The following is a 19,348-nucleotide window of genomic DNA, read 5'->3' as shown; positions in this document are numbered from 1 at the left end:
GTTCAATCCCACAAACCCAAATATCAAAAAACGTCAGGCTTTTCGAAGCATCTAAAAGATACATCATCCAACGTCCCGATACTCAGACCCAGGAACTTAATCCCAGATCACCAGCACCAAAACGCCGCCAACATATCCCTTCCAATTCCATATTCAATTTTCAAAGACCATCATCCCCGCCGCCCCAGAGCCCCTCAGAAGTGAGCCCCGCCGCGTCGGTGAACGGGCTTATACGGGGAGCTCAGAGGGGGGTCAACAGGAAAATTGCATTTTTGTGAAAAAATCAGATCCCGTGGAACTTTCTGAACCACAGACAGAACTCCTTCATCCCCTCTTCAAAGGATACGACCGGCTTCCAACCGCAGAATTCCCTGACATTTTCCAAAGAGGCCCAGGTCGACTCCATGTCAGCCACCGGCCTGGGACGCCGCTCCACGGAAGCTTTCTTCCCCAGATTCTGCTCAAGCAGCTCAATCATGCGGGTCACCCTTTCCGGCTTATCCCCTCCCAGATTAAGCACCCGTGACATTCCGGCTTCCGGCGGCCTGCCCAGAACCCGCTGCACGCCCCTGACGATATCATCGATATAAGTGAAATCGCGGGAAAGGTGCTTCCCTTCATAAAGGGTCACCGGACGGCCTTCCGAAATTGCTTTCGCAAACCCGTAATACGCCATATCGGGTCTTCCCCAAGGACCATACACGGTAAAAAACCGGAGTCCTGTCTGCGGAATACCGTGCAGATACGCGTAGGACTCTGACATCAGTTCGGCAGCACGCTTGGTTACGGCATATACGGAACTGGGCCGCTCCACCCGATCCGTCTCCCGGAAAGGCACGCTCTGATTGCGACCATAGACGGATGAGGACGACGCATACACGACATGCGTCAGCTTTTTCAGATGACGACAGGCTTCCAGAAGAGCGACCTGTCCCATGACATTGGACGTCACATAGGAATAGGGATCGACCATCGAGTGCCGAACCCCGGCCTGAGCCGCAAGATGGATTACGCCTTCCAGATCGGGGTGCCGCGCGACCAGGTCCTGCATGGCAGCAGGACTGGCCACATCCACTTTCAGAAAGCTGAACCCCGGATAAGGCTCAAGCTGCTCCAATCGGGCGGCTTTGAGAGCAGGATCATAATAGGCATTGAGAGTATCGACGCCTACGACCTCCATGCCCTGCTTCAAAAGGGCATGCGCAACATGAAACCCTATAAACCCGGCAACCCCGGTAACCAGAACCTTCACAGGACCATCAGTGCTTCAGCGCGGAACTGGTTACAGCATCGCCCACCCGGATCCCCAGCTTTGCCGTAACGCCCCCTGCCAGTTCAAGCGTATTGGCAACCACACCATCACTACGCAGGATCGCCTCGCTCAGAGGGACGGCATTTTCCGCAATGGCATGGATATGGTTCGTTGAATCAATGAACACGATGTCCAGCGGCACAAGCGTATTACGCATCCACATGTCCGACACCTGAGGCGTTGCCCACATGAACAGCATCCCCTCGTTTTCAGGCAGATGCTTGCGGAACATCTCGCCCACTTCCTGCTGGCGATAGGTCTTGGCCAGTTCCACCGTAAACTCATGCTTCTGGCCATCACGCGTCGTAATGGTCAGAGGCGCGGTTGGCAGACGGGCCTGCGCCTGCGTGATCGGATCTTCCGCCTTCGCAACGCCAGCACTCATTCCAAGCGCCGCCACCAGCGCACAGCATAAAACTCGCATGATATGACTTTCAGGTTCAGGAAATCAGGAACGGATTGGTCCGGCGCTCTTCTCCGATGGTCGTCGGCATCCCGTGCCCGCACAGAACCACCGTATCATCAGACAGCGTCAGGAGATGTCTGCGAATACCGTCGACAAGCGCCTGTGAATCGCCATACGCAAAATCTGTCCGGCCGACCGTCCCCCGGAACAGCGTATCGCCAGCCAGCACACGCCGGTTATCATGATCCACAAAGACGACATGCCCCGGCGTATGGCCAGGAACATGCGCGACATGAAGATCCTGCCCCAGCAGATGCAGGACTTCTCCGCCTTTCACAAAGCGATCCGGCGCAACATTCTCCATGCCCGGAATTCCGAAAGCAGCCGCCTGTTTGGTGATGCTCTGCAGCAGGAACTCGTCCCGCCGGTCAGGCCCCAGAACCGGAACCGGCTGCCCCTGCTGCTTTTCAAGCGCTCTTTTCAAAGCAGCTGCACCACCAGCATGGTCCAGATGACCGTGTGTCAGAAGAATGGCCTCAACGCTCATCCCGTCCAGCTGCTGAAGGATGTCTCCGACATCTCCGCCGGGATCCACCACAACGGCACGACCCTCATCATTCGAGAGAATGGTGCAGTTCTGCCGCAAAGGCGTTACCGGCACCCGCTTCGCATACAAAGGAGTCACAGCTCCCCCTTCCAGACGGTCCGTTCTGATGTGGCGATACAGCGTCAGCCCCGGCGCGACAAGTGAGACACGGCATCCACCTGACACCAGCCGCCACAGATCATTGACCCCTTTTCACAGGAAGGTCACTCTCCCCCTTTCCCCATCCACACGAGGTGTCATCATGAGCCGCATCATCCGCACAGAACCCAACGCCATTCTTTCCAAGGCCGTCGAATATCACGGCTTCATTTTCACGCAGGGCGTTGTCGCAGCAGATCTGTCCAAGGGAATCGAAGAACAGACCAAGAGCGTTCTGGACCAGCTCGACGAAATTCTTGAAGTGCACGGCACCGACAAGACCCGCATCCTTCAGGCCCAGATCTGGGTGAAGGACATTGCAGACCGTACCGCCCTCAACACGGTCTGGTCCGCATGGCTTCCGGAAAACATGGCCCCTGCCCGCGCCTGCGTTCAGGCCGTCATGGCGGACCCGAAGATTCTCGTGGAAATCATGCTCACGACAACGAAATAATCCGAATCAGACGATTGTGGCGAGAATGCAGCAGAGTGTGGTGCCAAAAAGATTTTCTTTGGAAATGAAAATTTAACCCACAGGCCTGCATTCTGCTCTTGTCAGGGTTGCAGGAAGGTTGTTACCTCCCTGTGACCCGAACAACACATAACCAATCAGGATCCTAAAGATCGTGAAGCATAAAAGTTGCCGGAAAACCTTTTTCTCTGCTCTGGCGCTCTCCGCGATCGCATTCTTTTCAGGACAGGCTCAGGCCCGTCACAGTTCGGGTCACCACGGACGGACCGTCTTTCACAGCCACCGTTCCAGCAGCCATCGCCATTCTTATGCTCACGTCATTCAGTGCGTCGCCTACGCCAAGACGGCTTCAGAAGTCGTTCTGCACGGCAATGCGCGTGACTGGTGGTACAATGCTGCCGGCGTTTATGCCCGCGGCTCCGCGCCGCAGGCTGGTTCGGTCCTGAATTTCCGGGCCATCCGCCGTATGCCGCTCGGCCACGTCGCCGTGGTCCGTTCGGTGGAAGACAGCCGCACAATCTATATCGACCAGTCCCACTGGGCTTCAAACGGCATTGCACATAACGTGCGCGTCGTTGACGTTTCGCCCAACAATGACTGGAGCGCCGTCCGCGTCGCTCTCAATGATCGCAGCGGGCGCCTTGGCAGCATCTATCCGACCTACGGTTTCATCTATCCCCATTCCGACAATGGCGATCGCAACCCGGCCCCGCATGTCGTGATGGCACGCGCTTCGACTGTCTCAGGTTTCCGTCACCGCGCCGTCCTGAACGGCTCTGACGCCCTGAGCCATCCGATGAACAGCACAGAAGTCGCAGAAGCTCCGGACGATGCCTTTACTTCGGACGCTCCCGACCGTTCGATTCGCTGATAAAGCCTGACGACCGGGCGTCAGGCCGGTCGTGATTCCCTGTGATAGGGATGACCGGTATTGATGGCCTGAGCCCGGAAGACCTGCTCGGCGATCAGAACCCTGACCAGCATGTGCGGCCAGGTCAGTTTCCCCAGAGAAATCACGGAATCAGCCCGCTGGATCACGCTTGAATCCAGCCCTTCCGCACCACCGATCAGAAAATGAATGGGGCGCCCCGATTCCTGCCAGCGGGACAGCATCTCCGCCAGACGCAAACTGTCCGGCGTCTTTCCACCTTCATCCAGCGCCACGATCAGGGCATTGTCAGGACAGGCCCCCAGAAGAGCCGCAGCATCCTTGCGCTTCTGCTCCTGGACGCTGCCTTTTGACGGCGCGAGTTCCGTCACCGTCAGAGCGGGCCTGATCCGGCCCGCATAACGCTCGAACAGTTCGCGCTCCGGCCCGGCTTTGAGCCGGCCGATTGCGACCAGTTTCATTCAGTCCTGCTCTTCGTCCTGCCCAACGGCAACTTCGTCTTCACTGCCATCAAGATCGGTGCCCCACATGCGCTCCAGCCCGTAAAGCTCACGGCTTTCCGGCTTGAAGAGATGCACGACAACATCACCGGCATCGATCAGGACCCAGTCGCTGCCGTTCGCGCCTTCAATCAGAATGCGCTTGATGCCGATCTCATTGAGCTTCTTCTCGATGTGATGCGCCATCGCAGAAATCTGGCGGTCGGCAAGACCGGTCGCAATGACCATGCGATCAGCAAAATTCGCGCGGCCGACCAGGTCCAGCACAACGATGTCTTCACCCTTGTCTTCATCCAGACTCGTGGTGATGACCGTCAGCATGCTGGTCAGAAGATCCGGCTGCACGGCTTCGCGCTTGACGGCCGTTTTCTTCGGTCCGGCAACTGCGGCCTTCTTGCGAGCCGTTCCCGGCACCTTGGCAGCCTCGGCCAGTGCCGCATCGGGGGAGCTGGTTTTCCGGCGCACAGGCTTTTTGGCCTGCGATTCGGGAGAGGTCGTCTTGGTGATGGTTTTTACTCCTGATCGGAATCCGGACGAAACTGGCCGGACTCACGCAACGCTGTAGCCGATATATCGTTCTGCGGCGCAGAAAGGAACGTCCATGCGTTGCCTTTTCGCTCCGCAAGCATGGGAGATTCGCGGGAAGGCCGTCTCTGATGCCGCAAAACAGAGGCCGCAGCCCCCCGCAGGGCCGGTGAAACACTTCCCGGACGGGGGAGAACAGCGATAGGAACCATCGCAGCCAACCGCCGCCAGCGCTTCCAGTGTGACAACTGCGCCAGCCCGTCCGCGCCCATCAGCCACACGAAACGCACATGCGGAAAGCGCTGCTTCAGCAATCCGACCGTTTTTACGGTGAAGCGCTGCCCAAGCCGCGATTCGATATCCGTCGCAACGATTCGCCGACCATCCGCAATCCGCTCCGCAGAAGCCAGACGCACCCTGAACGGCGCCATACCCTTGCTGGGCTTGAGTGGATTCCCTGGTGAGACCATGAGCCACACCTGATCCAGACGCAGAGCCCGCAAGGCCCGCCGCGCCAGCATGAGATGACCCGCATGCGCCGGATTGAAAGACCCGCCCAGCAGGCCGATCCGCATGTTCCGGCCGTCACCAGAGGTCGGGATACTGATCAGCCCCGCACCTGCCCGGTGCCGATCACTTCGTACCGGTAGCATGTCAGCTGCTCGAGCCCCACCGGGCCCCGGGCATGCATCCGCCCCGTCGCAATGCCGATTTCCGCACCGAAACCGAACTCCCCACCGTCACAGAATTGCGTGGACGCATTCCACAGCACAACCGCACTGTCCGTCCCGTTGAGGAACTCCGCCGCGGCCTCAGGATCTTCAGCGATAATGGCTTCGGTATGCGAGCTTCCATGCCGCGCGATGTGATCCAGAGCATCTTCAACCCCGTCCACCACGGCAACCGAAAGCACGGCATCCAGCCATTCCGTGTCGAAATCATCGCCCGAGGCCGCGGTCAGCGTCGGCATAATCGCGCGCGCCCGGTCATCTGCCCGGAACGTACATCCCTTCGCGGCCAGATCCTGAACCAGCAGCGGCAACAGAGTTGGTGCAATCGCCGCATCGATCAGCAGCGTCTCCGTCGCCCCACAGATCCCCGTCCGCCGCATCTTCGCATCCAGCAGCACCTTCCGAGCCATGGCCGGATCTGCACTCGCATGGATGTAGGTGTGATTCAGGCCGTCCGCGTGCGCCAGAACCGGCACGCGGGCCTCCCGCTGCACGCGCTCCACAAGGGACTTGCCACCGCGCGGAATGATCAGGTCGATTTTTCCCGAAGCCTGCAACATCGCCCCGACCAGAGCCCGGTCGGCAGACGGCAGGATCTGCACACAGGCCTCGTCCAGACCGGCTGCCCGCAGGCCATCTTCCATCGCCACCTGAATGGCCCGCGCCGAGTAAAGGCTCTCGCCGCCGCCTCGCAGAATCACTGCATTGCCGGACTTGATGCACAGGGCCGCAGCGTCAGCACCAACGTTGGGCCGGCTTTCATAGATCATGCCGATCACACCAAGCGGGGTCGCGACCCGGCGGAAATGCAGCCCGTTCGGCCGGTCCCATTGCGCCAGAACGCGCCCGACCGGATCCGGCAGACGTGCCACATCTTCCAGACCGCGCGCCATCGCCTCAACCCGCTCCGGCGTCAGCGTCAGACGGTCCCGAAATGCGGCGTTCCGGTCTTCGGAAAGCGCTGCCAGATCCTTCTGGTTGGCGGCTACGATCTCGTCAGACCGGGCCCTCAGCGCTTTCGCAGCTTCGGACAGCGCATGATTGCGGGTTTCCGCACTCGCGCGCGCCAGACTCCGGCTGGCCCGGCGAGCACGCTCCGCCAGACCATCCAGAATGTGTTCCGCCTCAGACATTGAACCGAAACAGCAGGATATCACCATCCTGCACCACGTATTCCTTGCCTTCGATCCGAAGCTTTCCGGACTCCTTGGCCCCCGCCTCGCCATTGCAGGCGACGTAATCGTCAAACGCCACGGTTTCGCAGGCAATGAACCCACGCTCGAAGTCATTGTGAATGACAGCGGCGGCCTGCGGAGCCTTCGTCCCGGCCGTAATCGTCCAGGCGCGGGATTCCTTCGGTCCAACCGTGAAATACGTCCGCAGGCCCAGCAGTTTGTAGCCAGCCGCAATGACGCGATCCAGCCCGCTATCCGTCAGACCCAGACCCTCGAGGAACTCCGTCCGGTCTTCCTGCGGCAACTGGCTGACTTCGGCCTCAATGGCGGCCGACACCACGACAACGCCCGCACCCTCGGCTTCGGCCCGCTTGCGCACGGCTTCCGAAAAGGCGTTTCCGGTCGCGGCCGAGGCTTCCTCGACATTGCAGACATACAGAACCGGCTTCGTCGTCAGAAGCTGAAGGCGGGAAGCCTCTGCTTCCTGCCCCTTCGGAACAGCCGTCCGGGCCGGCTTGCCGTCACGCAGCGCTGCCAGCAGCGGCTCCATCAGTTCAAGCTGGGCCTGAGCCTCACGATCATTGCCACGGGCACGCTTCTGCAAACCAACCTGGCGCTTCTCCAGACTCTCCAGATCCGCAAGCATCAGCTCCGTCTCGATGATGTCCGCATCCCGAACCGGGTCGACTCCACCTTCGACATGCGTGATGTCGTCGTCTTCGAAGCAGCGCAGGACGTGCACGATGGCATCGACTTCACGGATATTGGCCAGAAACTGGTTGCCCAGGCCTTCGCCCTTGGACGCGCCACGGACCAGACCGGCGATGTCCACGAATTCAAGGCTGGTCGGCACCTTGCGGATGGACTTGCCGATCCGCGCCAGTTCATCCAGCCGTGGATCCGGAACAGCCACACGGCCCGTATTCGGCTCGATGGTGCAGAACGGGTAATTCGCAGCCTGTGCAGCCGCCGTTTCCGTCAGGGCATTGAACAGCGTGGACTTGCCGACATTGGGCAGACCGACGATGCCGCAATTGAAACCCATTCGTGCTCTCCATCATCATTGAAGACCGTTCAGATGCGAACGATCCGTTCCAGAAAATTCCGTTGCCCTGTGTTCGCAGAAACCGGAGAGGCTCACAACCACTTCCCGCCGCGAACAGGCTTTTCAGCCCACGATTCCCGCCAGATCCTGCAAAGCCCGGACATGCGCCTTCAAAGCCGCACGCCCCTGCGTCGTCAGGACCAGCCAGGTCCGCTGCCGGCCCCCCAGAGGCGCCTTGCGCAACCGCACATAGCCCGCCTCCTGCATCTGGGCGAGATGCTTGGACAAAACAGAGTCACTCACCCCCAGCAGATCCCGCGCCCGTCCGAATTCCATGTCGTTCACTTCCGACAGGGCCGCAGCAAGCTGCAGACGCGCGGGGGGATGAATGACGGGATCGAATTGGGGAACAGCAGTCACAACGCCGCTGTCATATCAGCCTGCCAGGCCCTCTGCCAGAGCAGGCCCGCGCCATAGCCGATCGCAAAACTGCCCAGCGTCGCAAGCCAGGGCAGCCACGCCAGATGCCACACCCGCAGACCAGCCCCTGACAGCGCCATCATCGCATACACCGCCAGCATCATGCCGATCGCGATCTTCCGTGTCCGACCGCGGCGATAGCCATTAACGAAATATCCCATCCGCCGTCGTGCAAACGCATAGAAAACGCCCATCAACGCGATGCACAGCCCTTCCAGCAGAAACATGAACGGCGGCTCAAGGCTCATGGCAAAAGTCAGCAGCGCCAGAAGCCCTCCCATGACAAGCGCATTCCACCATGGGCAGACAAGTTCGTTCCCCAGCTTTCCCCGGAAAGCCCCAAGGGCTTCCAACTGCGCAAGCGCTTCATCACGGCTGGTTACGCCCGCGTTCCCGAATCCATCCCGCTGCATGGTGTTGACTTTCCAATGTGGAAAATGATGATCTGACTTTCCATTATGGAAAGAGAACAGAACCATGACAATCCTGCACGGCACTCCGATGGCCAGAATCCTGCCCTTTCTCTGGCTTGCGATCCTGCTGGGAGCCTGCATCCACCACAGTCGCAGGGGCGCGCAGGACTGGCAGGTCTTCCGGAATGCCACCCAACTCCATGAACGACGCCGCTTCTACCTGAAATGGCTGTTCCAGAGCGTCCTGCTCTTCGATCTGGGAGGCCTCATGACTCTCTGGCTCCTGCCCGTGCCTCTGCGCTGGACCGCCCTGACCCAGTTGCGCCTGTCGGCTCCCTCCGCGAGGACAAGCGCGCGCCCACCCGAAATGTCGCCTTCCTTTTTTATTGGATTTGGCTGCGGGATTCTGATCATCGCAGGATTTTTCATCCTGCTCCGAAAACTGAAGCGCTCATCGCCCTTCGCCCCTCTGGGCGACTTCGCGGCCCTGATCCCGCGCACTCTGCCAGAAGCCGGGCTGGCGTTTCTGCTGTGCCTGAATGCCGGTCTGGGCGAGGAGCTGTTCTTCCGGCTGGCCCTTCCCCTGCTCACAGCTCAGCTCACCGGCAGCCTGATCGCCGGAGCCGTGCTTTCAACGCTGCTGTTCGGGGGAATGCACTGGTATCAGGGATTCAAGGGTGTTCTGGCCACGACGATTCTCGGCCTGATCTTCATGATCCGTGCCCTCAACGGAACACCGCTGATCTGGCTGATGGGATTTCACGCCCTGATGGATGTCGTCGCCCTGTTCATCAGACCGGCCCTGAGCGGCCATTTCAGCCGCAAGACCGTCAGGCAGCCAGCAGTGCGACCTTCGTCATGAAGGCTTCGTGCTCTTTTTTCGCCAGAAGGGGAGCCGCATCGGCGATGGCCTCAAGCCAGCGCTCAAGCTCCGGCTCTTCCACCTTGGCGAAATTGCCCAGAACATGGCCAGTTACACGGTCCTTGTGACCCGGATGACCGATCCCCATCCGCACACGCCAGTAATCCGGCCCCGGCAGACATTTGTCCATGGAGCGCAGACCATTATGCCCGGCGGCACCACCGCCACGCTTGATGCGCAGCTTGCCGAAGGCGAGATCGAGTTCGTCGTGGAATACGGTGATATCGTCCTGCACGATCTTGAAGAACTGCGCGGCCTGCTGAACGCTGTCGCCTGACCGGTTCATATACGTCATCGGCTTGAGGAGCAGGATCTTCTGCCCCCCGATGACGCCTTCGGAGGTCTCCCCCCGGAAACGCTTGCGCCACGGTGAAAAACCGTGGCGCCTGGCGATCTCGTCGACCGCCATGAAGCCGATATTGTGTCGATGACGGCTCATCCCCGGCTCGGGGTTGCCGAGACCGGTCCAGAGCCTCATCGATTACTTCTTCTTTGCGCCGGGCTTTGCAGCAGCGGCTTCGGCTTCAGCAGCAGCCTTGGCAGCAGCTTCGGCTTCCATTTCGGCATCGATCGTCGGCGCAGCGATGGAGGCGATGACCATGTCAGCAGCCTGGCCGCTTCCCAGAACAACGCCTTCGGTGCCCTTGAGGTCCGTCCAGCGCACGTTGTCGTGGATGTCCAGACCGCTCAGCTCGGCCGTGAAGTGCTCCGGAATGTTGGCCGGATCAGCCTGCACGTCGATGTAGTGACGGACGACGTTCAGAACGCCACCGCGCTTGATGCCCGGGGACTTCTCTTCGCCAACGAAAGCGATGGAGACTTCGACGTGAACCTTGGTGCCAGCGGCAACGCGCTGGAAGTCCACATGGATCGGGGCGTCGGAAACCGGGTGCAGCTGCACGTCACGGATCAGGGCTGCAACCGGCTCTGCGCCTTCGGCAGCCAGGTTGTACACGCGGGAGGACCAGCCACCGCGATGCAGTTCCTTCATGATCACGCGCGGATCAAGTGCGATGATGGAGGGTTCCTGCTTGCCACCGTAGATCACGGCCGGCACGAGGCCCTCACGTCTCGTTGCGCGCGCTGCCCCCTTACCAGCCTTCGCACGCGTCGAGACAGCAAGTGTCGTCAAATTAGCCACTGTTACGCTCCTGCGTATTGAATTTCACTCAACACAGACCTCCAGGGGTGCCTGTGCGAGGCGCGGAGTAGCGGAAAACCGCCACCGGCACAACCATTTTCGGACTCCGCCCCTCTGGACCAGCCCGTCTGCAGACCGCTACGGTTGCGTTTCATTTCCACAGTTTCCGGCAGATCCCCCACCCGATGAGCATCGCCGCCCGCATCGAACGCCTGCCCTTTACCCGCTTTCACTGGCAACTCCTGTTCCTCGGCGGCCTCGGCTACACGTTCGACGGTCTCGATTCCGCAATCGTGGCCTTCGCGCTCCCGATGCTGAAAAGCCAGTGGCACCTGAGCGGCCCGGAACTCGGCCTGCTCGGCAGCGCCACCTATCTCGGCTACGGGCTCGGCGCCCTGCTCTCCGGCTGGTGGGGAGACCGCTCCGGCCGCCGCCGCGTCATGATGAGCGCACTGGCCATTTATGCCATCGGCTCCCTGCTCTCCGCCGGATCATCTTCCTTCGCAGGCTTTTTCCTGTGCCGCCTCCTGTCGGGCATCGGGGCGGGGGCGGAAGCAACCATCATCGCGCCCTATCTCAGCGAATTCGTCGCCGCCCGCTATCGCGGCGCATTCACCGCCGCCCTCACGGGATTCTATTCTTTCGGCTATGTCACCGCCGCCATCATGGGCTTCATGCTCGTTCCCGCCATGGCGGATGGCTGGCGCTGGGCCCTTGCCCTGACAGGCTTTCCGGTTCTGATGCTACTGTGGTGGCGTCGTGCGCTGCCCGAATCCCCCCGCTGGCTGGACGAACGGGGACGCACAGCCGAAGCCTGCCGCATTGTCGGCGACATTGAGGAAAGCGCGGGCCTTGCCGTCGGGCTCACCACGACGACCGACCGGGGCGCCCCGGCTTTCCGCCCGGTCCGGGACCTCTTCGCCCCGAACCTGCGCCGTTCCACCTTCATGAGCTGGGCCATGTGGCTGGCCATCACCTTCAGCTTTTACGCGTTTTTCACCTGGATCCCGACCCTGATGATCGAGCGTGGCATGACCGTCACGCGCAGCTTCGGCTATGCCATCTCGATCTATTTCGCCCAGCTTCCCGGCTATGCCTCCGCCGCCCTTCTCACCGAACGCCTGGGACGGCGCGGAACAGTCGCCCTTTTCATGATCGCCGGAGCCATCAGCGCCATCGGCATGGCCGCGAGCCAGACGCCCACGGAAGTCCTGATCTTCGGGATCCTGCTGTCCTTCTTCATGAATGGCACCTATGGCGGCATCTACGCCTACACACCCGAACTTTTCCCGACGTCCCTGCGCGCCCGCGGCATGGGCCTCGCCTCCGCCATCGCCCGGCTGGGGGCCATCGCCTCCCCCGTCCTGATCGGCTGGCTTTACCCGCTCGCAGGTTTCCCCGGCGTTTTCGGCCTCACGACCCTGATCCTGCTGTCGGGCGCCACCGTCACGCTCCTCTTCGGTCCCAGAACGGAAAAACGCCCGCTCGATGACCAGCAGGCGTTCGCACAGTCTTGAACCCTCGGACGCACGCCCTCAGATTATCGGTACGCCGCCATTGACCGCCAGAAGCGCGCCCGTGGTGTAGCTGTTCATCGGATCAGCGAAATAGACATAGGCCCCTGCCAGCTCGGCCGGTTGTCCCGGACGGCCCAGCGGTACATCCGAGCCCAGATGTTCCTGCTCTTCCTCGGGCATTCCGGTTGCGATGAACGGCGTCCAGATCGGCCCAGGCATCACGGCGTTGACCCGGATGCCGCGCCCGGCGAGCTGCTGCGCCATGCTGGATGTGAAGTTCGCAATCGCCGCCTTCGTCATGGAATACGGTACCAGCAGTTCCGGCGCGGTCTTCAGATTGACCGAAGACGTGTTGATGATGGACGCCCCAGCCTGAAGATGCGGCAGGGCGGCCTTCGTCAGATGGAACAGCGCATCCGTATTGGTGGCGAAATGGCGCTTCCACTCCTCGTCGGAAATCTCTTCCAGCTTCGCACGCGCCTTCTGAAAGGCCGCGTTGTTCACCAGAATATCAAGCTGTCCGAAGGCCTCGACGGACTTGCGGATCATGTCCCGACAATGTGTCGCCTCGCGGATATCCCCAGGCAGCAGAAGACAGGTCCGGCCCTCTTTCTCGATCTGCGCCGCAATATCGCGCGCATCATCCGTTTCCGTCTCAAGATACGAAATCGCGACATCCGCGCCTTCCCGGGCAAAGGCCAGCGCGACAGCCCGGCCAATCCCGGAATCACCCCCGGTAATCAGCGCCTTAAGTCCCGCGAGCTTTCCAGAGCCCTTATAGGTTTCTTCACCGTAATCAGGCTGGGGGATCATCTTTTCCGAAAGACCCGGAAATTTCTGCGTCTGGCCCCGGAACGGTGGACGCGGATAGCGGGTACGAGGATCAGCAGGCATGGAAACACTCCTGTGTCGTCATAGACAGAGTTCCTGCGCTTAACGGCCCGTCTTCCGGACAGGTTCAGAAAATTTTCCGGATTTATTTCAGGAACAGTTGAGCCTGACCATGCCTTCTTAAGGGCACGGCCTTTCCGGTGAGAAGGGCAGCTTCCTCATCCAGACTTCCCTCAGAGGTGCATCTCATGAGCACGGACAAACGCACGACCATCACCATCGGCGACCAGACTTTCGAACGTGGTCCGCAGGGAGCCACCCATCAGGTGGCCTCAGGCGAGACCCCAACCCTCACGACCCAGCAGGGTGTTCCTGTCTCGGATGACCAGAACACCGAGAAAGCTGGCGCACGCGGCCCGGCACTTCTGGAAGACTTCCATTTCCGGGAGAAGATCTTCCACTTCGATCACGAGCGCATTCCCGAGCGTGTCGTCCACGCCCGCGGCTATGGCGCACACGGCTTTTTCGAACTGACGGACTCTCTGGCCGATTACACAACGGCCAGCGTGCTGGGCAAAATCGGCAAGCGCGTTCCCGCCTTTGTCCGCTTCTCGACCGTTGCCGGTGGCCGTGGCTCCTTCGACGTGGCCCGAGACGTGCGCGGCTTTGCCGTAAAGCTCTATACCGAAGAGGGAAACTGGGACCTTGTTGGCAACAACATGCCCGTCTTCTTCATTCAGGACGCCATCAAGTTCCCGGACATGGTTCATGCCGTGAAGGAAGAGCCCGACAGCGGCTTCCCGCAGGCCCAGTCCGCCCATGACAATTTCTGGGACTTCGCATCCCTCTCCCCCGAGACCGTCCACATGCTCATGTGGATCATGTCCGACCGCGCCATTCCGCGCTCCTTCCGCTTCATGGAAGGCTTCGGCGTCCACACCTTCCGCCTCGTCAATGCCGAGGGGAAATCCACTTATGTGAAGTTCCACTGGAAGCCGAAGCAGGGTTTGCAGTCCGTAGTGTGGAACGAAGCGGTCAAGATCAACGGCGCCGATCCGGATTTCCATCGCCGTGACCTGTGGGAGTCCATCAATTCCGGCGATTTCCCGGAATGGGAACTTGGCGTACAGCTCTTCGATGACGACTTCGCTGACAAGTTCGACTTCGACATTCTGGACGCGACCAAGCTGATCCCGGAAGAACTCATCCCGGTCCGTCGCATCGGCCGTCTCGTGCTGAACCGTACGGTGGACAATTTCTTCGCCGAGACCGAGCAGGTCGCCTTCTGCACCCAGAATGTTGTCCCCGGCATCGCCTTCACCAACGATCCGCTTCTGCAGGGCCGCAACTTCTCGTATCTGGATACCCAGACGAAGCGCCTCGGCGGCCCGAATTTCACGCATATCCCCATAAACGCGCCGAAATGCCCGTTCCATAACTTCCAGCAGGATGGCCACATGGCCATGCACAACCCGAAAGGGCGTGCGAACTACGAACCCAATTCCTGGGGCATGGGGCCGCGCGAAAACCCGCAGACCGGCTACAAGACCTATGCTGAGGACGTGAACGGCCGAAAGACCCGCGAGCGCGGCGAACTCTTCGCCGACCACTACAGTCAGGCCCGTCAGTTCTACACCAGCCAGACCCCGACCGAGCAGACGCACATCAAGAACGCCTTCGTCTTCGAACTCAGCAAGTGCCTCACACCGGCCATCCGCGCCCGCGTCGTCGCTCATCTGCTGAACGTCGATGAAAAGCTCGCCAAGGGCGTGGCCGAGGGTCTGCGTCTGGAAAAGATGCCAACTCCTGCCCCGGCTGCCCGCACGCCGCTGACGGATCTGCCAGCTTCGAACCCGCTCAGCATCCTCAAGAACGGCCCCAAGACGTTCAAGGGCCGCAAGCTGGGTGTGCTCGTTACTGATGGCACGGATGCGGACCTGCTCGCAGCCCTGATGAAGGCGGCGGAAGCCGAAGGCACCATTGTCGAACTGGTCGCTCCGGCGGTTGGTGGCGTGAAAACGACAGACGGCAAGCTCGTCCCGGCTGGCCAGAAGATCGTTGGCGCCCCCTCGGTCCTGTACGATGCGGTCGTCCTGCTTCCGTCCGCAGCAGGGGCGAAGCTCCTGACCGGCGAAGCCACCGCACGGGACTTCGTGGCCGACGCATTCGCCCATGCGAAGTTCATCGGATACGGCCCGGATGCCAAACCCCTTCTCGCGAAGGGGGGCATCACGCCGGAAGACAAGGATGACGGCATCATTCCCCTTGAGGCCCCCGCTGACCTCAAAACCTTCATCACCCTGTGCCGCAAACTGCGCTTCTGGGACCGCGAAGCCAGAACCCACGCTGTCTGAGACAGAACAGGGGCCGGAGACATTCTCCGGCCCTTTTTATATCTACTCCCCCCATCTGCGCCGCATTCCGAACGGAATCATGCCTGATTTCCGTTGCAGAATCGTTTCGCTTTTTCAGGATGGGATTTCAGGGTGCAGGCAACGACAGGCGCACAGCGCAATCCGGGGATCGACCTGCTCAGAGGACTGTCCATCATCCTCGTCGTCATCCACCACCTCGCCCTGCGCATCCCCCTGATGCACACCGGCCTTTCCGCCGTCTTTCCAGCGATACTGCTGAAGGCCCTGACCTGGGATGGCGCCAAGGGCGTGAAGATCTTTTTCGTTATTTCAGGCTTTCTGATCACCGATCACACACTGCGCCGATGGGGCAGTCTGGGCGGCATCAACGCCATCGCCTTTTCAGCGCGCCGGGCCTGCCGCATCCTGCCATGCCTGCTGGTCCTGCTCGGGATTCTCGCCGTTCTCAACCTCGCAGGCGTGTCTGACTTCCTTTTCCATCACGAAACCCAGACCCTGCCCGGCGCAATCTTCGCAGCCCTGTTCATGCATCTGAACCTCTACGAAGCCCGGACGAACTATCTTCCCCCCAACTGGGATGTGCTGTGGTCCCTCTCGGTCGAGGAACTGTTCTATGCAGCCTTCCCGATCCTCTGCCTGCTCGGCGGACGCATCCCCAGACTGCTCGGCCTCGTTTTCGTGCTGCTTGCCCTGTCCAGCCCTTTCGCGGAATGGCAGATCCGGAACGCATCGGACATCTGGCAAGACGAAGCCTACGGACCGGGCATCTCTGCCATCGCCATGGGCGTATGCGCGGCCCTTCTGGCGCACCGGATAAGCCCGTCCCTCTTTGCAAGACTCACGCCCTGGCTCGGCTGGGCCGGGAGTCTCGGCGTCAGTCTCTATCTGATCGACGGCCATGTCGTCTGGCTGACCCTCGGCTACGCAACACCGCTGTTCTTCACAGCCTCATGCGCTGCCCTGCTTCTCGCTTTCTACAACGGATGGGGCAAGGCCACCGGAAGCCGGTTTCTGGCATGGCCCCGCCAGTGGGGGCGGCTGAGTTATGAAATCTATCTCAGCCACATGTTCGTCGTCATGCCGATGATCCATCTGTTCAGAGCCACCGGAGAAAACTGGGCGCTCGGCTGGGTCTGGTTCATCCCGGCCCTGGGCCTGTCCTTCTGCCTTGGCGCCTTCGTGGACCGCTTTCTCTCGTGCCCCGCCGATCGCTGGCTGCTCGAAAAATCCGGCCTGCGCCGCCCTCAGCCCACTGGACGGATCGCCGAGATCTGATGCCCGATATGCCCCCCACCCGCGAGCGTCCGCCGCCGATGGCTGAAAAACCGCGGGTCTGTCAGCGTATCCACACCAAGGATCTGCACAGTCCGGACCCCAGCCTGTTCCAGACGGAACCCGCAATAGGCGGGCAGATCAAACAGGAAATGTCCGACGCGCGGGGCTGAACGGAAGAAGTTCTCACCCGCTGCGCCTCGAGACAGAACAGCATCCCGCATATCCGGGCCAACCTCATAGCTTTCCGGTGCAATGCACGGCCCGACAACAGCACTGATCCCTGTGGCACCCAGCGCGACCATCTGCGCAACCACGGATTCCAGAATCCCGCCTACAGCGCCACGCCAGCCCGCATGAGCCGCTCCCACAATCCGTCCATCATCGGAAGACAGCAGAACAGGGCCGCAATCCGCCGTAATAACGCCCACGCCAATGTCCGGGCGATCCGTCACCAGCGCATCGCCGACCTGTCCGGTCCCGGCCACCCAGAGCGGCGTCTCAGCCGTCACGGGCACAGTGATGTCACTATGCGTCTGTTTCAGACCCAGCAGATGATCCGGCGCCACCCCGATCGCCTGCGCCACCCGGGCCCGGTTCTCCGCCACATTCGCCGGATCGTCCTGCGAGGACAGCGAGCAGTTCAGGCTGTCATACGGTGCCGGTGAGACGCCTCCGAGGCGCGTGAAGAACCCGTGCGGCACCTTGAGAACCGATCCCGTCAGCACAGCCTCAGACATGCGCCGAAACCTGCGCCGGGCGACGCATTGCGTAAACCATGAGTCCCATCCCCGCGAGCGCCATCGGAATGCACAGCAACTGCCCCATCGTCGTGCCACCAGACAGAAAGCCGATATTCGCATCCGGCTGACGGAAGAACTCGCAGAAGCTCCGCGCACAGGCATAGCCGAACAGGAACAGCCCCGACAGGAATCCGAACCGCTCACGAACCTGCGGACGGCTGGCGGCAAACAGCATCACGCACAGCAGCAGCACACCTTCGGTCAGGGCTTCGTAAAGTTCGGACGGATGGCGCGGGATCGGCCCGCCTGTCGGAAAGATCATCGCCCAGGGCAGATCCGGAGACGCCGGCCGCCCCCACAGCTCCCCGTTCACGAAATTCGCACAACGCCCCAGACCAAGCCCGATCGGCACGACCGGCACAATCCGGTCCGCGAATGCCAGGAAGCTGAGCCGGGTCTTCCAGCTGAAATAGGCCAGCGCCAGAATGACGCCCAGCGCACCGCCATGGAACGACATCCCGCCGTCCCAGGTCTTGAAGATCTCCAGCGGGTGCGACAGGTAATCCATCGGCCGGTAGAACAGCACATAGCCCAGCCGTCCCCCCAGCAGCACGCCGAGAATGGCGTAGAACAGGAAGTCATCCACCTGCTCGTTCGTTGCTACTTCCGGCGCCAGACGGTTCAGTCGCCGCGCAATTGGCAGCGCGATGATGAACGACACCATATAGGCAAGCGCATACCAGCGCACCGCCAGCGGACCGATATGAAAGGCAACCGGATCGAAATTCGGAAAGATCAGGGGATGGCTCAAGGAATCGGTTCTCAGAGATTGGGGTGGGGCTGGGAGAGATACTCGCGCACATACTGCCCGATACCGTCTTCAAGAGACGTAAACGGCGCATCGTAACCCGCAGCGCGAAGGCGGCTCATATCCGCACAGGTAAAAGACTGGTACTGCCCGCGCAGCTTCTCGGGCATGTCCACGAATTCGACATCCCGCGCCCGCTTCGTTGCCTCGCAGACCGCATGCGCCAGATCGAGATAGCTTCGCGCCACGCCGGTGCCGCAGTTGAACAGTCCGCTGACGCCCGGATGATCGAACAGCCACAGCATGACGTTCACCACATCCCCGACCCAGATGAAGTCCCGCTGCTGCTGCCCGTCGGCAAGCCCGGGCACAACCGAGCGGAACAGCTTTGCCGCGTGGCCCTGCACGACCTCGTCATACTTGACCTTCACCACGGAGATCATCGATCCCTTGTGGTATTCGTTCGGCCCGTAGACGTTGAAGAACTTGAGCCCGGCCCATTGCGGAGGCACCGGCGCACCAGCTTCGATTTCGCGCTTTACCCACAGATCGAACGCCTGCTTGGACCAGCCATACAGGTTCAGCGGTCGCAGCCCGTCGATATTCTCCAGCCCGTCACGGAACATCTCCGGCCGGTCCGCGGCGCCATAGGTCGCGGCCGAGGAAGCGTAAATCATCCGCACACCCCGTGCCGCACACCAGCGCCATAGTGTCTGCGACAGGTCCACGTTGCTCGACCAGACCAGATCGCCGTCCCGTGCTGTGGTGGCGCTGATCGCTCCCATGTGGAACACAGCTTCGACATCCGGCTCCGATGCGAGGAAACCCTCAAGCGCGTCAGGCGTGATGATGCGATCCGGCGCATGGGACGCCAGATTCCGCCATTTCACCCCGTCCCTGAGCCGGTCAACCACAACCGTCCGCAAGCCCCGGCGACGCAGGGCTGCATGAAGGCACGAACCAATGAATCCGGCCCCGCCGGTGACGATAATCATCCTTCCTGTATAGTCTGTCCCCGATAACGATCCAAGCGACGCGCCCGACAT

22 protein-coding genes are annotated in these 19,348 nt (G+C 61.0%); 6 read left to right on the top strand and 16 right to left on the bottom strand.

The genetic code is table 11. From position 1 onward, the window contains the following. Window positions 1–283 precede the first annotated feature (283 nt). From KP701_RS10855 to KP701_RS10845, 3 genes are read right to left on the bottom strand one after another with little or no spacing between them, the layout of a single operon-like run. Complete coding sequence (locus KP701_RS10855; protein WP_215747216.1) at window positions 284–1,252, bottom strand: SDR family NAD(P)-dependent oxidoreductase; 969 nt, start codon at window positions 1,250–1,252, stop codon at window positions 284–286. A 7-nt stretch (window positions 1,253–1,259) separates the two neighbouring features. After that, the gene (locus tag KP701_RS10850; protein WP_225198268.1) at window positions 1,260–1,697 is read right to left on the bottom strand and encodes a DUF192 domain-containing protein; all 438 of its coding nucleotides are present in this window, start codon (window positions 1,695–1,697) and stop codon (window positions 1,260–1,262) included. Window positions 1,698–1,752: 55 nt separating this feature from the next. Beyond that, complete coding sequence (locus tag KP701_RS10845) at window positions 1,753–2,403, bottom strand: MBL fold metallo-hydrolase (protein WP_215747214.1); 651 nt, start codon at window positions 2,401–2,403, stop codon at window positions 1,753–1,755. Between the two features lie 163 nt (window positions 2,404–2,566). On the opposite strand from KP701_RS10845, the gene KP701_RS10840 reads away from it, so the two are divergent. Both KP701_RS10840 and KP701_RS10835 read left to right on the top strand, forming a co-directional pair. Further along, the gene (locus tag KP701_RS10840; RefSeq protein WP_011252711.1) at window positions 2,567–2,917 is read left to right on the top strand and encodes a RidA family protein; all 351 of its coding nucleotides are present in this window, start codon (window positions 2,567–2,569) and stop codon (window positions 2,915–2,917) included. A gap of 172 nt (window positions 2,918–3,089) precedes the next feature. After that, complete coding sequence (locus KP701_RS10835; RefSeq protein ID WP_215747213.1) at window positions 3,090–3,806, top strand: CHAP domain-containing protein; 717 nt, start codon at window positions 3,090–3,092, stop codon at window positions 3,804–3,806. A gap of 20 nt (window positions 3,807–3,826) precedes the next feature. On the opposite strand, the gene KP701_RS10830 is transcribed toward KP701_RS10835, so the two are convergent. The 7 genes from KP701_RS10830 to KP701_RS10800 form a co-directional block, all read right to left on the bottom strand. Then, window positions 3,827–4,285, bottom strand: a complete 459-nt coding sequence (locus KP701_RS10830; protein ID WP_215747212.1) for a 23S rRNA (pseudouridine(1915)-N(3))-methyltransferase RlmH — start codon at window positions 4,283–4,285, stop codon at window positions 3,827–3,829. Further along, the gene (gene rsfS / locus KP701_RS10825; RefSeq protein WP_024717179.1) at window positions 4,286–4,738 is read right to left on the bottom strand and encodes a ribosome silencing factor; all 453 of its coding nucleotides are present in this window, start codon (window positions 4,736–4,738) and stop codon (window positions 4,286–4,288) included. It abuts the gene before it with no gap. 98 nt (window positions 4,739–4,836) lie between these two features. Next, window positions 4,837–5,424: a nicotinate-nucleotide adenylyltransferase gene (locus KP701_RS10820; protein ID WP_041111583.1), complete on the bottom strand. Its 588-nt coding sequence runs from the start codon at window positions 5,422–5,424 to the stop codon at window positions 4,837–4,839. A gap of 32 nt (window positions 5,425–5,456) precedes the next feature. Then, window positions 5,457–6,713 (bottom strand): glutamate-5-semialdehyde dehydrogenase, encoded by a 1,257-nt coding sequence (locus KP701_RS10815; RefSeq protein WP_215747211.1) that lies wholly within the window; start codon window positions 6,711–6,713, stop codon window positions 5,457–5,459. Next, complete coding sequence (ychF, locus tag KP701_RS10810) at window positions 6,706–7,800, bottom strand: redox-regulated ATPase YchF (RefSeq protein WP_215747210.1); 1,095 nt, start codon at window positions 7,798–7,800, stop codon at window positions 6,706–6,708. The genes KP701_RS10815 and ychF overlap by 8 nt, the downstream gene beginning before the upstream one ends. A 123-nt stretch (window positions 7,801–7,923) precedes the next feature. Next, window positions 7,924–8,220, bottom strand: a complete 297-nt coding sequence (locus KP701_RS10805) for a transcriptional regulator (RefSeq protein ID WP_215747209.1) — start codon at window positions 8,218–8,220, stop codon at window positions 7,924–7,926. Continuing rightward, the gene (locus KP701_RS10800) at window positions 8,217–8,693 is read right to left on the bottom strand and encodes a hypothetical protein (RefSeq protein WP_252345556.1); all 477 of its coding nucleotides are present in this window, start codon (window positions 8,691–8,693) and stop codon (window positions 8,217–8,219) included. The genes KP701_RS10805 and KP701_RS10800 overlap by 4 nt, the downstream gene beginning before the upstream one ends. A 64-nt stretch (window positions 8,694–8,757) precedes the next feature. Between KP701_RS10800 and KP701_RS16295 the strand changes: the two genes are divergently transcribed. Next, window positions 8,758–9,555, top strand: a complete 798-nt coding sequence (locus KP701_RS16295) for a CPBP family intramembrane glutamic endopeptidase (RefSeq protein WP_252345555.1) — start codon at window positions 8,758–8,760, stop codon at window positions 9,553–9,555. Here KP701_RS16295 and pth read toward each other — a convergent pair. Continuing rightward, the gene (pth, locus tag KP701_RS10790; protein ID WP_215747207.1) at window positions 9,524–10,093 is read right to left on the bottom strand and encodes an aminoacyl-tRNA hydrolase; all 570 of its coding nucleotides are present in this window, start codon (window positions 10,091–10,093) and stop codon (window positions 9,524–9,526) included. The two genes, KP701_RS16295 and pth, sit on opposite strands and share 32 nt — an antisense overlap. Window positions 10,094–10,096: 3 nt before the next feature. Continuing rightward, window positions 10,097–10,756, bottom strand: a complete 660-nt coding sequence (locus KP701_RS10785) for a 50S ribosomal protein L25/general stress protein Ctc (protein WP_215747206.1) — start codon at window positions 10,754–10,756, stop codon at window positions 10,097–10,099. 185 nt (window positions 10,757–10,941) lie between these two features. On the opposite strand from KP701_RS10785, the gene KP701_RS10780 reads away from it, so the two are divergent. After that, complete coding sequence (locus KP701_RS10780; protein ID WP_215747205.1) at window positions 10,942–12,273, top strand: MFS transporter; 1,332 nt, start codon at window positions 10,942–10,944, stop codon at window positions 12,271–12,273. An 18-nt stretch (window positions 12,274–12,291) separates the two neighbouring features. Here the strand turns inward: KP701_RS10780 and KP701_RS10775 are convergent, their stop codons facing one another. Then, entirely contained in the window at window positions 12,292–13,167 is an 876-nt protein-coding gene (locus KP701_RS10775) for an SDR family oxidoreductase (protein WP_215747204.1), read from the bottom strand. A 185-nt stretch (window positions 13,168–13,352) separates the two neighbouring features. Between KP701_RS10775 and KP701_RS10770 the strand changes: the two genes are divergently transcribed. Both KP701_RS10770 and KP701_RS10765 read left to right on the top strand, forming a co-directional pair. Beyond that, the gene (locus KP701_RS10770) at window positions 13,353–15,458 is read left to right on the top strand and encodes a catalase (protein WP_215747203.1); all 2,106 of its coding nucleotides are present in this window, start codon (window positions 13,353–13,355) and stop codon (window positions 15,456–15,458) included. Between the two features lie 132 nt (window positions 15,459–15,590). After that, the gene (locus KP701_RS10765) at window positions 15,591–16,754 is read left to right on the top strand and encodes an acyltransferase (RefSeq protein WP_215747202.1); all 1,164 of its coding nucleotides are present in this window, start codon (window positions 15,591–15,593) and stop codon (window positions 16,752–16,754) included. Here the strand turns inward: KP701_RS10765 and pgeF are convergent. From pgeF to rfaD, 3 genes are read right to left on the bottom strand one after another with little or no spacing between them, the layout of a single operon-like run. Continuing rightward, window positions 16,724–17,491, bottom strand: a complete 768-nt coding sequence (gene pgeF / locus KP701_RS10760) for a peptidoglycan editing factor PgeF (RefSeq protein ID WP_215747201.1) — start codon at window positions 17,489–17,491, stop codon at window positions 16,724–16,726. The two genes, KP701_RS10765 and pgeF, sit on opposite strands and share 31 nt — an antisense overlap. Then, window positions 17,484–18,305 (bottom strand): prolipoprotein diacylglyceryl transferase, encoded by an 822-nt coding sequence (gene lgt / locus KP701_RS10755; RefSeq protein WP_194265530.1) that lies wholly within the window; start codon window positions 18,303–18,305, stop codon window positions 17,484–17,486. Before lgt ends, pgeF begins: the two co-directional genes overlap by 8 nt. Window positions 18,306–18,316: 11 nt before the next feature. After that, window positions 18,317–19,297 carry an ADP-glyceromanno-heptose 6-epimerase gene (gene rfaD / locus KP701_RS10750; protein WP_215747200.1) on the bottom strand — a complete coding sequence of 327 codons (981 nt, stop codon included), beginning with the start codon at window positions 19,295–19,297 and terminating at the stop codon, window positions 18,317–18,319. Window positions 19,298–19,348: the final 51 nt, after the last annotated feature.

Origin of the sequence: Gluconobacter sp. P1C6_b, assembly GCF_018811945.1 — a bacterium.
Taxonomy (GTDB): Bacteria; Pseudomonadota; Alphaproteobacteria; order Acetobacterales; family Acetobacteraceae; genus Gluconobacter.
Note: the sequence above shows the minus strand (reverse complement) of the source record. Positions and strands in the feature narration are given on the sequence as shown.